The organism is Citrobacter sp. Cf088, assembly GCF_030334295.1.
Lineage (GTDB): Bacteria > Pseudomonadota > Gammaproteobacteria > Enterobacterales > Enterobacteriaceae > Citrobacter > Citrobacter freundii.
The window spans coordinates 196,927-216,533 of sequence record NZ_JAOWEE010000053.1; the positions used below are offsets into that span (position 1 = coordinate 196,927).

Below are 19,607 nucleotides of genomic sequence, written 5' to 3' on the forward strand. Positions count from 1 at the left end.
ACGGGATGAATAAAGCCTCTGTCAGGGGGAATCCATTTACCTGAATCTTCACGTATGTGTTATAATTTGCGACCTTTGAATCCGGGATACAGTAGAGGGATAGCGGTTAGATGAGCGACCTTGCGAGAGAAATTACACCGGTCAACATTGAGGAAGAGCTGAAGAGCTCCTATCTGGATTATGCGATGTCGGTCATTGTTGGCCGTGCGCTGCCAGACGTCCGAGATGGCCTGAAGCCGGTTCACCGTCGCGTACTTTACGCCATGAACGTATTGGGCAACGACTGGAATAAAGCCTATAAAAAATCTGCCCGTGTCGTTGGTGACGTAATCGGTAAATACCACCCTCATGGTGATACCGCCGTTTACGACACCATTGTTCGTATGGCGCAGCCATTCTCCTTGCGTTACATGCTGGTAGATGGTCAGGGTAACTTTGGTTCTGTCGATGGCGACTCCGCAGCGGCGATGCGTTATACGGAAATCCGTATGTCGAAAATCGCCCATGAGCTGATGGCTGACCTGGAAAAAGAAACGGTTGATTTCGTCGATAACTACGACGGCACCGAACAAATTCCTGACGTCATGCCGACCAAAATTCCTAACCTGCTGGTGAACGGTTCGTCCGGTATCGCGGTAGGTATGGCGACCAACATTCCGCCGCACAACCTGACTGAAGTGATCAACGGCTGTCTGGCATATATTGACGATGAAGACATCAGCATTGAAGGGCTGATGGAACATATTCCGGGTCCGGACTTCCCGACTGCAGCGATCATCAACGGTCGTCGTGGTATCGAAGAAGCCTACCGTACTGGCCGTGGCAAAGTGTACATTCGCGCACGTGCGGAAGTCGAAGCGGATGCCAAAACGGGTCGTGAAACCATCATCGTCCACGAAATTCCGTATCAGGTAAACAAAGCGCGCCTGATCGAGAAAATCGCCGAACTGGTAAAAGACAAACGCGTTGAAGGCATCAGCGCACTGCGTGACGAGTCTGACAAAGACGGCATGCGCATCGTGATTGAAGTGAAACGCGATGCGGTCGGGGAAGTGGTTCTGAACAACCTTTACTCCCAGACCCAATTGCAGGTTTCCTTCGGTATCAACATGGTTGCATTGCACCATGGCCAGCCGAAGATCATGAACCTGAAAGATATTATTGCCGCGTTCGTACGTCACCGCCGTGAAGTCGTAACTCGTCGTACTATCTTTGAACTGCGTAAAGCCCGCGACCGTGCGCACATCCTTGAAGCGCTGGCGATTGCGCTGGCGAACATCGATCCGATCATCGAACTGATCCGCCGTGCGCCGACCCCGGCAGAAGCGAAAGCCGCGCTGGTTGCGCGTTCGTGGGAACTGGGCAACGTTTCCGCCATGCTGGAACGTGCTGGTGATGACGCCGCGCGTCCTGAATGGCTGGAACCGGAATTTGGCGTGCGTGACGGTCAGTACTACCTGACTGAACAGCAGGCTCAGGCTATTCTGGATCTGCGTTTGCAGAAACTGACCGGCCTTGAGCACGAAAAACTGCTCGACGAATACAAAGAGCTGCTGGAACAGATCGCTGAACTGCTGCACATTCTGGGCAGCGCAGATCGTCTGATGGAAGTTATCCGTGAAGAGATGGAGCTGATTCGTGAACAGTTCGGTGACGCTCGTCGGACCGAAATTACCGCGAACAGCGCTGACATCAACATCGAAGATCTGATTAACCAGGAAGATGTTGTCGTGACCTTGTCTCATCAGGGCTACGTGAAATATCAGCCGTTAACCGATTACGAAGCGCAGCGTCGTGGCGGTAAAGGCAAATCTGCAGCACGCATTAAAGAAGAAGACTTTATCGACCGCCTGCTGGTGGCCAACACCCATGACACGATCCTCTGCTTCTCCAGCCGTGGTCGTCTGTACTGGATGAAGGTTTATCAACTGCCGGAAGCGAGCCGTGGTGCGCGTGGACGTCCAATCGTTAACCTGCTGCCGCTGGAAGCTAACGAACGTATCACCGCAATTCTGCCGGTACGCGAGTACGAAGAGGGCGTCAACGTCTTCATGGCAACCGCCAGCGGTACCGTGAAGAAAACGGCATTGACCGAATTCAGCCGTCCGCGTTCTGCCGGTATTATCGCCGTCAACCTGAACGAAGGCGACGAACTGATTGGCGTTGATCTGACGTCCGGTAATGACGAAGTTATGCTGTTCTCTGCTGCCGGTAAAGTGGTGCGTTTTAAAGAGAACGCAGTTCGCGCGATGGGTCGTACGGCGACCGGTGTTCGCGGGATCAAACTGGCCGGTGAAGACTCCGTTGTTTCCCTGATCGTTCCACGCGGTGAAGGGGCAATCCTGACCGTCACGCAGAACGGTTACGGTAAGCGTACAGCGGAAAGCGAATACCCAACCAAGTCTCGTGGTACGCAGGGTGTTATCTCCATCAAAGTCACCGAGCGTAATGGCTCCGTTGTTGGCGCAGTACAGGTTGAAGATACCGACCAGATCATGATGATCACCGATGCAGGTACGCTGGTACGTACTCGCGTGTCGGAAATCAGCGTGGTAGGGCGTAATACCCAGGGTGTTATCCTTATCCGTACTGCGGAAGACGAAAACGTTGTGGGTCTGCAACGCGTTGCTGAACCGGTTGATGATGAAGAGCTCGACTCCATCGACGGAAGTGCAGCTGAAGGTGACGAGGATATCGCGCCTGAAGCGGAAAGCGATGATGATGCAGCGGATGACGCTGAAGAGTAATTAAAACGTAATAAGAAGGGCCGGAGAACTCCGGCCCTTTTTTTTAGTTCATGCGCTCCACGATCATCGCGATTCCCTGACCGCCGCCAATGCACAGCGTGGCAAGTCCAAACGTTTGATCCCGTGCCTGTAACGCATGTAGCAGCGTAACCAGAATTCGCGCGCCGCTGGCACCAATAGGATGTCCCAGCGCAATTGCCCCGCCGTTGACGTTCACCTTTTGCGGATCGAACCCCAGCGTTTTGCCGACGGCAAGGAACTGCGCGGCAAAGGCTTCGTTGGCTTCAATAAGATCGATATCGGACAGTTGCAGCCCGCTCAGTTGTAACGCTTTTTGGGTGGCTGGAACCGGCCCCATTCCCATCATAGCAGGTGCCACGCCGCCGCTGGCCCAGGCTTTGATCCGCGCCAGCGGTTTTAACCCTGCCGACAGTGCCGCAGACTCTTCCATTATCACTAATGCCGCCGCGCCGTCGTTGATCCCCGAGGCGTTGCCAGCGGTGACGCTTCCTGCTTTATCGAAGGCAGGACGTAAGGCGGCGAGACCTTCTGCCGTCGAGTCAGCTTTGGGGAATTCGTCACGATCAAAAATGATGGTTTTCTTCCGTGATGACACGCTCACGGGCACGATTTCAGCCTGAAATGCGCCAGATTCGATTGCGGCAACGGCTTTACGCTGTGACTGCAGAGCCAGTTCATCCTGCATTTCGCGGCTGATGCCATACTCTTTGGCAACATTTTCTGCGGTGATCCCCATATGGTAACCATGCTCGGCGCAGATCAGTCCATCGCGCAGAATGACGTCAGACAATTGCCCGTCGCCAAGGCGATATCCCCAACGGGCTTTCGCGTCTAACAGGTAGGGGGCCAGGCTCATGTTTTCCATCCCCCCCGCGACGATCGCCTGGGCTTGTCCCGCTTTGATTGCCAGGGCGGCAAGCACCACGCTTTTCAGGCCGGAGCCGCACACTTTGTTGACGGTAAAGCCACAAACGGTGTCGGACAGACCGCTTTTTAATAATGCCTGACGCGCCGGGTTTTGCCCGAGCCCTGACTGCAACACGTTGCCCATAATCACCTCGTCCACGCGCTGTGGGTCAAGGTGAGCGCGTTCAAGAGCGGCTCTAATGACGGTTGCTCCAAGCTCGACGGCTCCCGTAGTTGCCAGTGCGCCGTTAAAACTGCCGATTGCGGTACGAGCCGCGCTGACGATGACACAGTTTTTCATTTTTCAGTTCCTTTAAATAAGAGGTTGTCGTCAGAACAAGGTCAATCCAATAACAAAAATGACGCCGGAGAAGAGCAGGGCGGTGATGCAGTACCCCATGATGTCGCGTACCCCCAATCCGGCGATGGCCAGAGCAGGGAGTGCCCAGAACGGCTGTGCCATATTCATCCATTGCTCTCCGTAGGCGATGGCCATGACAGATTTGCCAAGATCGGCACCCAGAGCTTGAGCGGCAGGCATGACGAACGGTCCCTGAATAACCCAATGGCCACCGCCGGATGGCACGGCAAAGTTAATCAGTGCTGAACTGAAGAAGGTCATCAGCGGGAAGGTATCTTTGTTGGCAACGTTGATGAAAAACTCGGTAATGAGTCCACCGAGACCGGAGTGCTCCATCATCAACTGAATGCCCGCGTAGAAGGGGAATTGCACCAGAATTCCGGCGGTGCTCCGTGCGGCAGCGCTGACGGCGCGCATATAGGCCATCGGCGTTTTGTGCAGCAGCAGACCGGCAATCATAAACATCAGGTTGACGGTATTGATGGTGATGTTGAAACCTTTCTCGGCAAAGTAGATGCCCAGATAGGCAATGCCTAATGCCCCGATGATCAGCGCCAGAATGCGGCTCTCTTCCAGTTTTTCCGATGGCGGCGCATCTGGCGGCAGTTTCTTCTGAAAATCAGCTTCTTCCAGTAACAGTTTTGGATCGATGCTCACCACGTCTGAAGGTTTTGGCGTCATCATGCGTGTAATGAACGGCATCACAACAATTAGCGCCACGGTGATGAAGATATTGAAGCCGGTGAAGAGAGTATCCGCGACAGGAATCAGGCCCGCTACGTGCTCGACCGGGTTACCGGGCGTTGCCGCCAGCAAAGGCATTGAGCCTGAGAAACCGCCACCCCAGGTCAAAAAACCGATATAAGCGCAGGCAATCAATAACGGATAATCGGAACCCGGTACCCGACGGGCGACTTCGCGGGCGAACATCGCCCCAACCACCAGACCAAATCCCCAGTTAATAACGCAGGCCACCGAACCAAAAAAAGTGACCAACATTACGCCCTGAGCGGGAGTTTTGGCGGCGGATGCCGCCGTACGCAGCAGGCTTTTCACCGGCCCGGAACTGGCTAACGCATGGCCGGTTACGATGATCAGCGCCATCTGCATACCAAACGCCAGCAGGTTCCAGAAACCGTCACCCCAGAATTTCACCATGCTGATAGGCGTCTGTGGTGTTAACCACAGTGCGATGCCAAAGGTCAGCAACGTTAACAACATGGCGAAAATCAGCGGGTCAGGCAGCCAGCGGCTGACCACCCGCGTCATAAAGCGAGCGATGCGGCCAATCATGCGTCACCTCGCAGGATGCGCAGATCGTCGGCAATATCAAAATGGGCGTCGGTTTTTTCACGCAGCGTGGCGATGTCGCATCCTTCGACGACTTCAGTCAGCCACATTTTGCCGTCAATAAAGCGAAATACGGCAAGCTCAGTGACCAGCATGTGCACAGCATGTTGCGCAGTAAGCGGCATGGTGCATTGACGCAGGATTTTCGCTGAGCCGTCTTTCGCGCAATGTTCCATGGCGATAATGACTTTACGCGCTCCGGTCACCAGATCCATTGCGCCACCCATGCCGGGCACCATCTTGCCGGGAACCACCCAGTTGGCGAGGTTTGCCTGCTCATCGACCTGCAACCCGCCAAGCACACAGGCATCAACGTGACCGCCGCGAATAAGCGCAAATGACATGGCGCTATCAAACATCGCCGCGCCCGGCAAAATACCGCACGGTTGACCGCCCGCGTTCACCAGGTCAGGATGCGCGGTGGTCACAGGGCCCAGTCCCAGAAAACCGTTCTCAGATTGCAGCGTAATGTGAATATCCGCGGGCAAATAGTTGGCAACCATCGTCGGCAGGCCGATACCTAAGTTAACGATATCGCCATCGCGAAGCTCTTGCGCCACACGGCGCGCAATACGTTGTTTAGCATCCATGATTAGCTCTCCTGTGGAATGACGATATGGTCGATAACGGCGCCGGGGGTAACAATCTGGTCAGGCTGCAGCTCACCTGTTTCAACCATTTCATCCGGTTCGACCAGCGTGATGTCGGCGGCGAGGGCAATCAACGGGTTAAAGTTCCGGGCGCTGAGCTGATAAGTGAGGTTGCCAAGCATGTCAGCGCGATGGGCGCGAATAAGCGCTAAATCGGCGCGCAATGGACGTTCAAGCAGCCAGGTTTTACCCTCGAGCGTCATGGTCTGTTTGCCATCTTCCACGATGGTGCCGACGCCGGTGGGTGTCAGAAAGCCGCCAAGACCCGCGCCGCCGCAGCGGATTTGCTCGATCAGGGTACCTTGCGGAACCAGTTGAACGTCCATTTCGCCTGCGATCATGCGGCGACCCGTTTCCGGGTTGGTGCCTATGTGTGAAGCGATCACTTTGCTTACCCGCCCATTGACGATCAGGGGTCCGATACCGGTATCGACAAAGGCAGTATCGTTAGCAATTAGCGTCAGATCCCGGACGCCGGATTCCAGCAGGGCTTCAACCAGACGAGGCGGTGTGCCAACCCCCATAAAACCACCGACCATGATGGTCATGCCGTCACGAAAGAAGCCCGCAGCGTCTTGTAAGGTAATCAGTTTTGTTTTCATTATGTTTCCCTTTTTGCATACTCCATTTTGGGTACGCTTAGGGAATTGCAAGCAGGGTGCCAGAATGATAAAGGTGAAATGAGATTATTTAATGCATTGAAATTAAATGATAATTTTTCTTCTTTTGCTGAGGGGAAGATGAGGGGACTATGCAGAGTTTTGCGCAGTGTGCAAAATTCTGCATAGCAAATTAGCGTATCAGGAACCCGATGGGTCGATGCCGTACTCTTGTAATTTATACATCAGAGCGCGACGGCTAATCCCCAGCATCAACGCCGTGCGGGTACGATTGCCGTCCTGATTATCGAGGACTTCGAGGATAATGCGTTTTTCTTCACGCTTAATCTCTTCTTTCAGATTGCGTTCCCCGGAGTAAGTTGGTTTTGTCTCTGTCATTGCGCTAACCGGGCTGCGGAACGGGTCGGGGAGATCGTCGGCAAAGATCACCGCGCCGGTATTCATCACGACTGCACGTTCGATGACGTTTGACAGTTCGCGAATATTACCCGGCCAGGGCCAGGCGGTGAGAATCGACATCGCTGTCGGGTCGATCTCAATAATATCTCGCTGATTTTCAGAGCTGAATTTTTGTAAAAAATGGTTTGCTAATAAGGCAATGTCTTCCCGACGCTCACGTAAGGGAGGCAAAGTCAGATGGATAACGTTGAGCCGGTAAAACAGGTCTTCGCGAAATGTTCCTTCCTTCACCATCGTTTGCAGGCAGCGGTTAGTGGCGGCGACGATGCGAATATCAACGCGAATGGTCTGGTGCCCGCCGATGCGTTCAAACTCTCTCTCCTGCAAAATACGCAGTAGTTTGGCCTGCAGCACCAGCGGCATCTCACCAATTTCATCAAGCAATAACGTTCCCTGATGAGCGCGTTCGAACAACCCCTGGCGCAACGTCTGTGCCCCGGTAAACGCACCTTTTTCGTGACCAAACAGCTCGCTTTCCAGCAGCGACTCCGGCAGAGCCGCGCAGTTAACTTTAATAAACGGGCCGTTGGCACGTTTGCTGTTGTAATGAATGGCGCGGGCGATCAGCTCTTTTCCTGTGCCACTTTCACCGCTTATCAGGACATTTGCCTGTGAGAGGGCGATTTTCGCCGTGTCTTTACAGATATCCATCATTCGTGGGCTGTTGGTCAGAATATGTCCCCATTGCCAGCTGGTGCTCAACGCTTTATGCAGATTGCGGATTTCCTGTTTCATCTCCTGCAGTTGCAATGCGCGTTGAATCACCATGCTTAGCTCGTCGAGATCAAAGGGCTTAATCACGTAGTCGAATGCGCCGCTGCGCAGAGCTTCTACTGCGGTTTCCACTTCGGCGTAGGCGGTCATCAGAATGACGGGGATCCGTGGTTGCTGCGCACGCATGACTTTCAGTGCGTCGATGCCATCCATCTCCGGCATACGAATATCCATCAGCACCACATCTGGCTGCGTTTCTCTAAACAGGTTCAGCGCGGCTTTTCCGTCGCTGGCACAATGCGTTTCATGCCCTTGCAGGGAAAATGCGGTGGCAAGCATACGGCGAACATTTTCTTCATCATCAACGATGAGAATACGGTAGGTCGTTTTCATTCTGACGGATTTCCCTGCGGGTTAAGAGGTAACATCAGGGTGAATATCGCCCCGCAGCCAGGCTGGCTGGTTACGTGGATATCCCCCTGATGCGCGTTAATGATGCGCTGGCTCAGCGCCAGTCCAAGTCCGGTGCCGGATGCTTTTGTCGTAAAAAAGGGATCGAATATTTTCTTCTGGATGGCGAGTTCAATACCGTTGCCATTATCTTCAATCATCACGGCCTGTTGCGAGGCAGAGTATTGCCAGGTGCGAATGCGAATTTCTCCTCGTGCAGCGATCGCCTGTACCGCATTGATTAAAATATTGAGGACTACCTGTTTGAGAAGCTCGCGATCGGCGACGATCGGCGGCAGGCTGGGATCTAATTCCGTTATAAAGGCGATCCGTGCCTGAAGGCCAGCGGTTTGCACCAGGATTAGCGTTTCTTCAATTAGCGCATTGAGCTGGATCTGTTGCCACTGGCTTTGTCGCGGTCGCGAGAAATCTAACAGTTGTTGAATAACTTTATTGATGGAATCAATTTCATTAAGCACAACAGATAAATATTCCTGATGCTCTGGCAGAGAGGTTTGCTGGCGGATGATCTGGACGTAGCCACGGATTGCGGTCAGCGGATTTCTCACTTCATGTGCGACGCCGGCCATCAGCTCACCTAAGGTGGCAAGCCTTTCAGTTTGCGCCAGCCGACGCTGGGTCTCTTTACGCGCGGTTAAATCGGAGAAAATAACCAATGCGCCAATCAGCTCGCCGTGGGCGTTATGGATCCTGCTCGTGGTGACGCTGATGTCAATGGTGCGTTCACGTCCAGGAAAGCTAATCTCCTGGGCCACATGTTCAGTACCGTGCTCAAGGGTGTCCAGTACCGGACTATAAAATTGCGTGTTGGCAAAGAGCGTCGCGTAGGACTGTCCAACCAGTTCATGCAGCGTATAGCCGGTTATCTGCTCTGCCGCAGGGTTCATGGTGGTGACGTCACCCTGTCTGTCGATGGCAATCACGCCATCGGCAGCATTTTCAATAATCAGATCGTTAAGGGTTTTGGTTTCTCGTAGCGTTTGCGCCAGCGCATTGACGCTACGGCTGATTTGTCCCAACTCGCCGGGGAGTTCAGGCAATCGGGCAGGCGTTTTTTGTGCCAGCGTTGAGAGTCCATCGGTGATAATGTCGATATTCGCACTGAGGCGGCGTGAAAAATGCACGATGAGCAGCAGGCTACAGATGAGCCCGGCAACCAGGACAGCAATAATTCTGACGTCCATTTTCCAGGCCTGCTGGCGGATATCTTCCGTCAGTTCATTGGCCCAGATATAGCCAATAACTTCACCCTGGCGCTCTATTGGGATCATGGAGTTGAGTATATCGCCGCGTACTTGTCGCCCTGAATAGACCACTGGCGAGTTGCTACTCATCACTTCACGTCCGGGGTGATCCTCGGTGATGGTAATACCTACGTTGCTTTGGTAGAGCGCAGAGGGGGCATAGGTGATAATGGCATCCAGCGCTTTGTGGTAATACCCTGCTCCAATGCCGGGAAACGCCTGCGTAATCCGTTCGGTGACGGGGCCCAACTCATGATTAAGCGCGCGAATACGCGCTTCACGCGGCTGGTCCGGGTAGTGACTGAAGCTGTCGCCCAACGCATCGTTTAGCAGGGTTATCACCGATGAAAGTTTTTTCTCTTTTTCAGATAAGACTGCTGAACGGCCTTCAGTTTCTACGATATAGCCTATAGATATCGTCGGAATGATGACCATCAGAATGGCCATCATGATCATTTGGTTGCGTAATCGTCGTGGGTATAACTGACGAGCCAGCCATCTCAGGTCGCGCATTCTGACATCCGTGCAGTGTTTTTCAGGCAAACGACGATTATCACGGGTTAAGACAATGGTTTCAGAGCGGTGTATCATATTCCCGTAAAGAGAGGGCATTGCGACGCCGGACATTTACCGCTACCTTAACCACACTCTATTAATGCCCTGAGGCGGAGCTTCGCCCCTTTGAAATACCTTGCTTCCGTTCATTCAACCCTAAAAGTCTCACGCTACCTGTTCAGAGCGCTGGCGCTCGTTATCTGGTGTCTGATTGCGTTTGCCTCCGTGTTCTACATTGTGAATGCGCTGCACCAGCGAGAGTCTGAAATCCATCAGGAGCTTAATCTCAGTTCCGATCAGGCCCAACGTTACATTCAGCGCACCTCTGATGTGATTAAAGAGCTGAAATATATTGCCGAAAATCGCTTAACGGCGGAAAACGGCGTGATGTCGTTGCGGGCGCGAGACGATAAAACCGTCGTGCCTAATTTTGAGCCGCTGTTTGCCGACTCCGACTGTTCCGTAATGGGCAACGCCTGGCGAGGTTCCCTGGAATCACTGGCATGGTTTATGCGCTACTGGCGCGACAACTTTTCCGCCGCTTATGATTTAAATCGAGTGTTCCTGATCGGCAGCGACAACCTCTGTATGGCCAATTTCGGTTTGCGTGATATGCCCGTCGAACGAGACGAGGCCCTGAAGGCTCTGCATGAGCGCATTATTAAGTATCGCAATGCTACGCAAGAAGAAAACGGCAACAACTTGTTCTGGATTAGCCAGGGGCCGCGTCCGGGAGTAGGGTATTTCTATGCACTGACGCCGGTTTACCTCGCCAATCGTCTCCAGGCGCTGTTGGGCGTAGAGCAACCTATTCGCATGGAGAATTTCTTCACGCCGGGCAGTTTACCGATGGGTGTGACCATCCTCGACGAAAATGGCCATGCGCTAATTTCTCTCACCGGCCCTGAAGGGAATATTAAGGCTGAGCCCCACTGGATGCAGGAGCGCTCCTGGTTTGGTTACACGCCGGGTTTCCGCGAGCTGGTATTGAAGAAAAATCTGCCTCCGTCCTCCCTGAGCATCGTGTACTCCGTTCCTGTCGACCTGGTGCTGGAGCGGATCCGCATGATGATCCTGAACGCTATATTGCTGAACGTGCTGGTCGGGGCGGCATTGTTTATGCTCACGCGCATGTATGAACGGCGTATTTTTATTCCAGCGGAAAGTGATGCTCAGCGGCTGGAAGAACATGAGCAGTTTAACCGTAAAATCGTGGCTTCTGCGCCGGTAGGTATTTGTATTCTGCGCACGATGGATGGCATTAATATCCTGAGTAACGAACTGGCGCACACCTATCTGAACATGCTGACGCATGAAGACCGTCAGCGGTTAACGCAAATTATTTGCGGCCAACAGGTCAATTTTGTTGATGTGCTGACCAGCAACAATACCAATCTGCAAATCAGCTTCGTGCACTCGCGCTATCGTAATGAAAACGTGGCAATTTGTGTCCTTGTTGATGTCAGTGCGCGCGTTAAAATGGAAGAGTCGTTGCAGGAGATGGCACAGGCGGCGGAACAGGCTAGCCAGTCAAAATCGATGTTCCTTGCGACGGTGAGCCATGAGCTACGTACACCGCTGTATGGCATTATCGGTAACCTTGATTTGTTGCAAACCAAAGAGTTACCGAGTGGGGTGGATCGTCTGGTAACGGCGATGAATAACTCTTCCAGCCTGCTGCTGAAAATTATCAGCGATATTCTCGACTTCTCAAAGATTGAATCTGAACAGCTGAAGATTGAACCGCGAGAGTTTTCACCGCGTGAAGTCATGAACCATATTACGGCTAACTATTTGCCGCTGGTGGTCCGCAAGCAGTTGGGGTTGTACTGCTTTATCGATCCGGATGTGCCTGTGGCGCTGAATGGCGATCCAATGCGTTTACAACAGGTGATTTCTAATCTACTGAGTAACGCAATCAAGTTTACCGATACCGGTTGTATTGTGTTGCACGTGCAGTGCAGCGGCGACTACCTGAGCATTCGAGTGCGTGATACCGGTGTAGGGATCCCTGCCAAAGAGGTGGTTCGGTTGTTCGATCCTTTCTTCCAGGTGGGGACTGGCGTACAGCGTAATTTCCAGGGAACGGGACTTGGTTTGGCGATCTGTGAAAAACTGATCAGCATGATGGATGGGGATATTTCCGTCGATTCCGAGCCGGGAATGGGGAGCCAGTTTACGCTGCGTATTCCGCTTTATGGCGCACAGTATCCGCTGAAAAAGGGTGTTGAAGGATTGGCTGGCACACGTTGCTGGCTGGCAGTACGTAATGCGTCACTGTACCATTTTCTCGAATCCAGCCTGACGCGTAATGGGATGATGGTGCTGCGATATGAGGGACAACAGCCCGATGCGGATGACCTGTTGGTGGCCGACGATGTGCTGGAACAGGACTGGCAGGGGCGAGCAGCGGTGATTTTCTGCCGCCGACATATTGGCATTCCGCTGGAAAGAGAGCCTGGAGAATGGATACACAGCGTGGCGTCACCGCACGAACTGCCTGCGCTGTTGGCACATATCTACAGTGTAGAGTTGGGGAGTGAAGAGCTCTCCACGGCGCTGCCAACCCCGGATAAAGCCGGTGCGACGAACGATGACATGATGATCCTGGTTGTTGACGATCACCCTATAAACCGGCGCTTACTGGCCGATCAATTGGGATCGTTGGGATATCAGTGTAAAACCGCGAATGACGGTGTGGATGCGCTCAATGTGCTCAGCAAAAATCATATCGACATTGTGCTGAGTGACGTCAACATGCCAAACATGGATGGTTATCGCCTGACCCAGCGTATCCGCCAGTTAGGGTTAACGCTGCCGGTTGTCGGCGTGACGGCCAACGCGCTGGCCGAAGAGAAGCAGCGTTGCCTGGAATCAGGTATGGATAGCTGTCTGTCTAAGCCAGTGACGTTGGATGTATTGAAGCAAACGCTGACGGTCTATGCGGAAAGGGTGAGGAAGGCGCGGGAATAACAGATGCCGGATGGCGGCGCTTGCCTTATCCGGCCTACGGAACACGCACCACCCAGTGTCATTCGTAGGCCTGATAAACGGCGTGCCATCAGGCACTTTGGTGTTAAAAGAATTACTCTTTGTCTGAGGGACTCAGCGTTACGGAAGAGAGGTAATTCAACAGGGCGATATCGTTTTCCACACCGAGTTTCATCATTGCCGACTTTTTCTGGCTGCTGATGGTTTTAATACTACGGTTGAGTTTTTTCGCGATTTCAGTAACCAGGAAACCTTCGGCAAACAGACGCAGAACTTCACTCTCTTTCGGTGACAGACGTTTGTCGCCATAGCCGCTGGCGCTGATTTTTTCCAGCAGACGAGACACGCTTTCCGGGGTGAATTTCTTACCTTTCTGCAGTGCGGCAAGCGCTTTCGGCAGATCGGTTGGCGCACCTTGCTTCAGTACGATCCCTTCAATATCGAGATCCAGTACCGCGCTCAGAATAGCCGGATTGTTGTTCATGGTCAGAACGATAATCGACAGGCTCGGGAAATGACGCTTGATATATTTAATTAACGTGATCCCATCACCGTATTTATCTCCCGGCATGGAGAGGTCGGTAATCAACACATGCGCATCCAACTTAGGCAAATTGTTGATCAGTGCAGTGGAGTCTTCAAATTCGCCGACAACATTTACCCACTCGATTTGCTCAAGTGATTTACGAATACCGAACAGTACAATCGGGTGGTCATCGGCAATAATTACGTTCATAGTGTTCATGTATTGGGCTACCTTGCTACAGCAAGCTCTTGACGTAAACGTCAATGTCGCTGATGTATTTTTCTATACCTGGAGCATCTTTCTCTTGAATAAGATGTTCCAGCGCTTCACATAACTGCTTGCCGGGTACCAGATTAAGCATGGCAAACACGCCTTTCAGGCGATGGGCCGTTTGGGCTAACGCAGCGAAATCGCTGATAGCCGCCTCAGTATACAACCTCTTAACATCATCCGGTACTGTGTCTACAAAGAGAGCGTAGTAACCACTGGCATGAAGTTCGGCGTTTTCATCTCCACCGAGGGGGAGTTCCTGGAACCCTTCCTGCGCCAGCTGCTCTTCAATCAGCTCAAGGACTGCTTCCTGCATAGCATTGCTCATATTAAAGTTGACGCGCAGTTGGCCAGGGCCAATTTTCCGCACGCCAGACTCATCATCGCTTAAAAGTAGGCCTGAAGCAGTAAGATTAGACGGATTATCCGTTAAAAAGAGATCATATTCTTGACTATTCAACCGTTCATCGGGCGTGATGCAGGTTGCCCCCCAGTTTTCCAGCTGACGTAATACAATGCTACGTACGTCATTTGAGGTGACATCAACCATTACGCAGACGTCATCCAACAGGCGCTCTTCACTATCAGCATGTTGATCGTGCAGCGGCATTTTAACATGGACGATATAACGTGTTCCAAGTTCTTCCCGCGCTTTAATATTCAGGTGTCCGCCAAGCTTACGGGCTAACTGATCGCACAACCAGAACGTCAGAGGGTTGGCTTTGCCATACCGATCGCCCTGCGTGTCATTGATGAACGGGAAATGGAGATTATCAACTTCATTCAATGTGACGCCTTGCCCGGTATCCAGAATGCGGAAGGTCAGGCGTTCAGCCTCTGACTCATCCTGGTCGACTTCCAGCGTGATTTTACCAATCTGCGTGGTGGTTACTGCATATTGGATCAACAGCAGTAAAATACGGCGCAGGGCATCATGGTCGCCACGGCGTTCATCATGGGCGCTAAGGTGATTTTTAATTAGTAGCTGCAGCCCCTTACGCTTAATGGCTGGCAGAACCTCCGGAACTACGTCGTCAATTAATGCCTGCACGGAAAACAGTGTGGATTCACCTTTCCAGGCATCGTTCTCCAGCAGGTTGGCTAGCTGGATTTCGTCCACCATTCGCACCAGAACGTCGGCCTGATTTGCCAGTTTCTGGCTGTCCGGTGTATTGAGCGCGGCGGCATTGGCAGCCAGTGTTTTCGCGGGGTCTTTCAGCGCGCTGCCAATATTCTGCATAAAGGCCGCGCGGGCCTGCTGATTTTTCTCATACAGCCGCTGCGCTTGTTTCAGCTTCTTATTGACCAGCACTTCGCGGTCCTGGTCACGAATGATAAAGATCTGCGTTCTCGGGGAGATCTGGCTGCGAAACAGTCTGATTTCATACAGTTCATTATTGATGGTGGCCTGAATGATTCCCTGATGCTGCTCTGCCATGTTGGTAATGTTTTGCAGATTTAAATGCGGCAGCAGGTGATCGGCAATTTTGTTGCTGATAACCGTACGATTTGCTTCCTGATCGTGTACCAGTAATCCCAGCGGCAGAAGGGAAACAATCTCTTCATTGATGGCGCGAAGAACGCGCAGTTCATTATTTGCCGCAAGGTTTGGCGCCACTTGGGTGGAACGGACAGGGAGGTGGCGAAATGTGGTATAGCCAAACAGCGCCAGGGCCAGCAACGCAATGTTCAGCAAAAGAGGTAGCAGAATGCTTTGCAATGTGTCGAGCAGCAATGAGCCAAACGGAACCTGCCATACCAGCCGCATATCCGTTGAGTTTAGCGCTGAAGAGATCTCAATTTTACTGTTGTTGAAATTAATGCTGACGCTGTCAGGCGACTCTTTTTCATTCAGGTGCTCGGTCGTTGAGGTGGCATCAGGTTCCAGATAGAAACTGTCCAGCGGCATACCGGGCGGGATCAAGTCATTAATCGGCAGGTCAAAGGCGACAACCGTTGCCAGATGTCCTGGCTGATTAAAGGTCGTGCGTAGCGTGAAGTAATGCCCGTTCTGCCAGGCCAGACGGCGCAGTGAAGAGAAGCTTTCACGTTCATCTAGCGCATTAGCCTGTTGCAGCATCTCAGCGCGCCGGGAATCGACAATATTCCCAATTGTCGATTCTTTAAAACCGGAGGTAAGATCTTTCAGCGGTAACGTCGAGATTAGGATCAGGCTGTTGTCCTGACCATTCAGGTAATACATTGACCATGGGACATTCTCTGCGCCCCACAACGTATCCAGATATGTTGAAATGCGCTGGGTCATTTCCAATGTAGAACTGTCATGCGAGCCGAAAATCAGCGCTTCGGTCTTTCTGCGCGGCTTCTCAAGATAATAGACATCTTGTTTCAGACGCGTTTCCTGCAGCCCTTCTGCACCCGGCGAACTGGTTGAGGCGGCAATGTTGTCATAGATTTGCCAGGTCACGTATCGCCAGGTATCGACCCTTTTATGAATGGCATGGGTAATATCGACGATCTGATAGCTCTTATCTTTTAACCAGGTGTTGACGGCGCTCTGGACCATAACACCCATCATCACCAACAGCACAACGATCAGTAATAAGAAGAAACGGGTAATACTTCCTGGCAACAGGGAGAATCGGGTGGAAACCGTTGTGTCAGACTGACTCATTCGTGTTTATGACCTGTTAAACGACGCGAAAGATGAAGGGGCAGTATAAAGGGTAATGTATGAATTACCACACTTACACCGCGCGGCAGAGGTTGCATTTTTTACGCCTCATTTGGTTGCACCCGTGACGGTGCAAAGGTGTACAGTGGATAACGGCGGGTACAAATATTCGTACGGAAAGTATACATTTAGCATTAAATAACAATCAATTATTTGTCAGGCTTATATCTGAGCGCAGTGCTATGAGATAGTTAATAGTCGTTATAGTTTTGCATCGGTAGCACAGAAAGGTAAGTTTTGTGTAAAGAAGGGTAAAAAAAAACCGAACGCTGAGCATTCGGTTGAAATAGGGGTAAACAGACATTCATAAATGAATGACGGTAATAAATAAAGTTAATGATGATAGCGGGTCTATTTTAGTTGCGAGTGAAGATTTTTTTTTGTCATTCAGTGCTATAAGATTTTTTCGTGTAACCTGTTGATTTTAAAGATCATTAATATGATTCTTGATTATTTGTGCTTATTTTGCCTATTTTTTGATTTTAAAAAAGTTCCCTTGTATTAATATTTTGAAACATCTATGCAGATAAATGAAACACCTTAAAAGTTTTAGTATCATATTCGTGTTGGATTATTCTGTGTTTTTGCGGAGAATGAAGTTGCCGACTGGTTAATGACCTTAATCAGTATGCAGTGGCATAAAAAAGCAATAAAGGCATATAACAGAGGGTTAATAACATGAAAGTTAAAGTACTGTCCCTCCTGGTACCAGCACTGCTGGTAGCAGGCGCAGCGAATGCGGCTGAAATTTATAACAAAGACGGCAACAAATTAGACCTGTACGGCAAAGTCGACGGTCTGCACTATTTCTCCGATGACAAAAGCGCTGACGGTGACCAAACCTATATGCGTATCGGCTTCAAAGGCGAAACTCAGGTTAATGACCAACTGACCGGTTACGGCCAGTGGGAATACCAGATTCAGGGTAACTCCGCAGAAAATGAAAACAACGCCTGGACCCGTGTGGCGTTTGCGGGTCTGAAATTCGCAGACGTGGGTTCATTCGACTACGGTCGTAACTACGGCGTAGTTTACGATGTAACGTCCTGGACCGACGTTCTGCCGGAATTCGGCGGCGACACCTACGGTTCTGACAACTTCATGCAGCAGCGTGGTAACGGCTTCGCGACCTACCGTAACACCGACTTCTTCGGTTTGGTTGATGGCCTGAACTTTGCCATTCAGTACCAGGGTAAAAACGGTAGCGTGAGTGGCGAAGACGATACCGGCAGAACTTTCACTGGTGTGACAAACAACGGTCGTGAAGCACTGCGTCAGAATGGCGACGGCGTTGGCGGATCTATCACTTATGATATCGGCGAAGGCTTCTCTCTGGGTACTGCAGTCACCAGTTCCAAACGTACCGACGAACAGAACCGTTTGAACTTCGGTACCGGCGACCGTGCTGAAACCTATACCGGTGGTATTAAATACGACGCGAACAACTTCTACTTTGCAACTCAGTACACTCAGACCTACAACGCAACGCGTGCAGGCTCCCTGGGTTGGGCTAACAAAGCACAGAACTTCGAAGCGGTTGCTCAGTACCAGTTCGACTTCGGTCTGCGTCCGTCCGTGGCTTACCTGCAGTCTAAAGGTAAAGACTTGGGCCGTGGCTATGGCGACGAAGACATCGTGAAATATGTTGATGTTGGCGCGACTTACTACTTCAACAAAAACATGTCCACCTATGTTGATTACAAAATCAACCTGCTGGATGACAATCAGTTCACCCGTGACGCAGGTATCGGTACCGATGATATCGTAGCGCTGGGTCTGGTTTACCAGTTCTAATCTACATTTATTGTTATCAAAGGCCCTGCGGGGCCTTTTTTAATGCTGTTTTTCCGCCGTACAAACAACGATTTTTGGTGTACTCTTGCGCGCGTTCGCATGAGGATAATTACGTATGGAAATGAAATTTTATCGCGCAGCGCTGCTGGCGGTGACGATTTTTTTTGTCGGGTGCGATGAAGCCCCGAAACCTGCTCAGACCACAACGCCAGCCACCGTTCTGGAAGGTAAAACCATGGGCACTTTCTGGCGGGTCAGCGTCGTGGGCGTCGATGCAAAACGCGCCGCAGAACTACAGGCGAAGATCCAGACTCAGCTTGATGCCGATGATCAACTGCTCTCCACCTATAAAAATGACTCTGCATTGATGCGCTTTAACCTGTCGAAAAGTCTGTCGCCGTGGCCGGTTAGCGACGCCATGGCGGATATCGTGACCTCGGCGCTACGCATTGGTGCAAAAACCGATGGGGCTATGGATATCACCGTGGGGCCGTTAGTCAACCTGTGGGGCTTTGGCCCGGATCAGCAACCGTTACATTTTCCCACCCAAGGGCAAATTGACGCTGCAAAAGCGCAAACCGGACTTTCACATCTGAAGGTCGTGAATGAAGCGCATCAGAACTACCTGCAAAAAGACTTGCCGGATCTGTATGTGGATCTCTCTACCGTTGGCGAAGGGTACGCCGCCGATCATTTGGCTCGATTAATGGAGCAGGAAGGGATCGCCCGTTATCTGGTTTCCGTTGGTGGTGCGCTAAACAGCCGCGGTATGAATGCTGAAGGGCATCCGTGGCGAGTCGCAATTCAGAAACCGACCGATCGTGAAAACGCGGTGCAGGCGATTGTCGACATTAACGGGCATGGCATTAGCACCTCCGGCAGCTACCGTAACTATTATGAGCTTGATGGCAAGCGTCTTTCCCATGTTATCGATCCGCAAACCGGTCGTCCGATTGAACACAACCTGGTGTCCGTAACGGTGATTGCCCCAACGGCGCTGGAGGCCGATGGCTGGGATACAGGATTGATGGTGCTCGGCCCGGAAAAGGCCAAAGAAGTTGTGCGTCGTGAAGGGCTGGCGGTCTATATGATTATGAAAGAGGGCGAGGGGTTTAAAACCTGGATGTCGCCGCAGTTCAAAAGCTTTCTGGTCAGCGAAAAAAATTAAAAAGCAAGATTGCGGGTTTTTATGCCCGACGATGGGGACACACTGAGGCTAAGCGCTATGCTTAA

At 51.7% G+C, this 19,607-nt stretch carries 12 protein-coding genes; 4 read left to right on the forward strand and 8 right to left on the reverse strand.

The window, feature by feature from the left end; genetic code table 11:
• Window positions 1-110 precede the first annotated feature (110 nt).
• Window positions 111-2,747 carry a DNA topoisomerase (ATP-hydrolyzing) subunit A gene (gyrA, locus tag OGV71_RS13835; RefSeq protein ID WP_003027598.1) on the forward strand — a complete coding sequence of 879 codons (2,637 nt, stop codon included), beginning with the start codon at window positions 111-113 and terminating at the stop codon, window positions 2,745-2,747.
• A gap of 43 nt (window positions 2,748-2,790) precedes the next feature.
• On the opposite strand, the gene OGV71_RS13840 is transcribed toward gyrA, so the two are convergent.
• The 6 genes from OGV71_RS13840 to atoS all read right to left on the reverse strand — a co-directional run bounded on the left by OGV71_RS13840 (window position 2,791) and on the right by atoS (window position 10,056).
• A complete protein-coding gene (locus OGV71_RS13840; protein WP_220393130.1) occupies window positions 2,791-3,975 on the reverse strand; it encodes an acetyl-CoA C-acetyltransferase in 1,185 nt (394 codons plus the stop codon).
• A gap of 30 nt (window positions 3,976-4,005) precedes the next feature.
• Window positions 4,006-5,328: a TIGR00366 family protein gene (locus OGV71_RS13845; RefSeq protein ID WP_048218308.1), complete on the reverse strand. Its 1,323-nt coding sequence runs from the start codon at window positions 5,326-5,328 to the stop codon at window positions 4,006-4,008.
• On the reverse strand, window positions 5,325-5,975 hold the full coding sequence (locus tag OGV71_RS13850; protein ID WP_032949682.1) for a 3-oxoacid CoA-transferase subunit B: 651 nt from the start codon (window positions 5,973-5,975) through the stop codon (window positions 5,325-5,327). The genes OGV71_RS13845 and OGV71_RS13850 overlap by 4 nt, the downstream gene beginning before the upstream one ends.
• A gap of 2 nt (window positions 5,976-5,977) precedes the next feature.
• Entirely contained in the window at window positions 5,978-6,637 is a 660-nt protein-coding gene (gene atoD, locus OGV71_RS13855; protein WP_003845129.1) for an acetate CoA-transferase subunit alpha, read from the reverse strand.
• A 198-nt stretch (window positions 6,638-6,835) separates the two neighbouring features.
• Window positions 6,836-8,221 (reverse strand): acetoacetate metabolism transcriptional regulator AtoC, encoded by a 1,386-nt coding sequence (gene atoC, locus OGV71_RS13860; protein ID WP_220393132.1) that lies wholly within the window; start codon window positions 8,219-8,221, stop codon window positions 6,836-6,838.
• Window positions 8,218-10,056, reverse strand: a complete 1,839-nt coding sequence (gene atoS / locus OGV71_RS13865) for a two-component system sensor histidine kinase AtoS (protein ID WP_286533536.1) — start codon at window positions 10,054-10,056, stop codon at window positions 8,218-8,220. Before atoS ends, atoC begins: the two co-directional genes overlap by 4 nt.
• Before the next feature lie 168 nt (window positions 10,057-10,224).
• Here atoS and rcsC point away from each other — a divergent pair, with 168 nt between their 5' ends.
• The gene (rcsC, locus tag OGV71_RS13870) at window positions 10,225-13,071 is read left to right on the forward strand and encodes a two-component system sensor histidine kinase RcsC (RefSeq protein ID WP_204583413.1); all 2,847 of its coding nucleotides are present in this window, start codon (window positions 10,225-10,227) and stop codon (window positions 13,069-13,071) included.
• A 112-nt stretch (window positions 13,072-13,183) separates the two neighbouring features.
• Here rcsC and rcsB read toward each other — a convergent pair whose 3' ends face one another.
• Window positions 13,184-13,834 carry a response regulator transcription factor RcsB gene (rcsB, locus tag OGV71_RS13875; protein WP_003027592.1) on the reverse strand — a complete coding sequence of 217 codons (651 nt, stop codon included), beginning with the start codon at window positions 13,832-13,834 and terminating at the stop codon, window positions 13,184-13,186.
• A 16-nt stretch (window positions 13,835-13,850) separates the two neighbouring features.
• Window positions 13,851-16,520, reverse strand: a complete 2,670-nt coding sequence (rcsD, locus tag OGV71_RS13880) for a phosphotransferase RcsD (RefSeq protein WP_204583414.1) — start codon at window positions 16,518-16,520, stop codon at window positions 13,851-13,853.
• A gap of 738 nt (window positions 16,521-17,258) precedes the next feature.
• Here rcsD and OGV71_RS13885 point away from each other — a divergent pair.
• Together OGV71_RS13885 and apbE are read left to right on the forward strand one after the other, a co-directional pair.
• A complete protein-coding gene (locus tag OGV71_RS13885; protein ID WP_003027588.1) occupies window positions 17,259-18,374 on the forward strand; it encodes a porin OmpC in 1,116 nt (371 codons plus the stop codon).
• A 115-nt stretch (window positions 18,375-18,489) separates the two neighbouring features.
• Window positions 18,490-19,542 (forward strand): FAD:protein FMN transferase ApbE, encoded by a 1,053-nt coding sequence (gene apbE, locus OGV71_RS13890; protein WP_204583416.1) that lies wholly within the window; start codon window positions 18,490-18,492, stop codon window positions 19,540-19,542.
• Window positions 19,543-19,607 lie beyond the last annotated feature (65 nt).

What these genes read in the sequence shown, in the direction of transcription:
- apbE (WP_204583416.1), top strand. Translation starts at nt 18,490, where the DNA reads ATGGAAATGAAATTTTATCGCGCAGCGCTGCTGGCGGTGACGATTTTT.
- rcsD (WP_204583414.1), bottom strand. Translation starts at nt 16,520, where the DNA reads ATGAGTCAGTCTGACACAACGGTTTCCACCCGATTCTCCCTGTTGCCA.
- rcsB (WP_003027592.1), bottom strand. Translation starts at nt 13,834, where the DNA reads ATGAACACTATGAACGTAATTATTGCCGATGACCACCCGATTGTACTG.
- atoD (WP_003845129.1), bottom strand. Translation starts at nt 6,637, where the DNA reads ATGAAAACAAAACTGATTACCTTACAAGACGCTGCGGGCTTCTTTCGT.
- OGV71_RS13885 (WP_003027588.1), top strand. Translation starts at nt 17,259, where the DNA reads ATGAAAGTTAAAGTACTGTCCCTCCTGGTACCAGCACTGCTGGTAGCA.
- OGV71_RS13840 (WP_220393130.1), bottom strand. Translation starts at nt 3,975, where the DNA reads ATGAAAAACTGTGTCATCGTCAGCGCGGCTCGTACCGCAATCGGCAGT.
- gyrA (WP_003027598.1), top strand. Translation starts at nt 111, where the DNA reads ATGAGCGACCTTGCGAGAGAAATTACACCGGTCAACATTGAGGAAGAG.
- OGV71_RS13845 (WP_048218308.1), bottom strand. Translation starts at nt 5,328, where the DNA reads ATGATTGGCCGCATCGCTCGCTTTATGACGCGGGTGGTCAGCCGCTGG.
- atoC (WP_220393132.1), bottom strand. Translation starts at nt 8,221, where the DNA reads ATGAAAACGACCTACCGTATTCTCATCGTTGATGATGAAGAAAATGTT.
- atoS (WP_286533536.1), bottom strand. Translation starts at nt 10,056, where the DNA reads ATGCGCGACCTGAGATGGCTGGCTCGTCAGTTATACCCACGACGATTA.
- OGV71_RS13850 (WP_032949682.1), bottom strand. Translation starts at nt 5,975, where the DNA reads ATGGATGCTAAACAACGTATTGCGCGCCGTGTGGCGCAAGAGCTTCGC.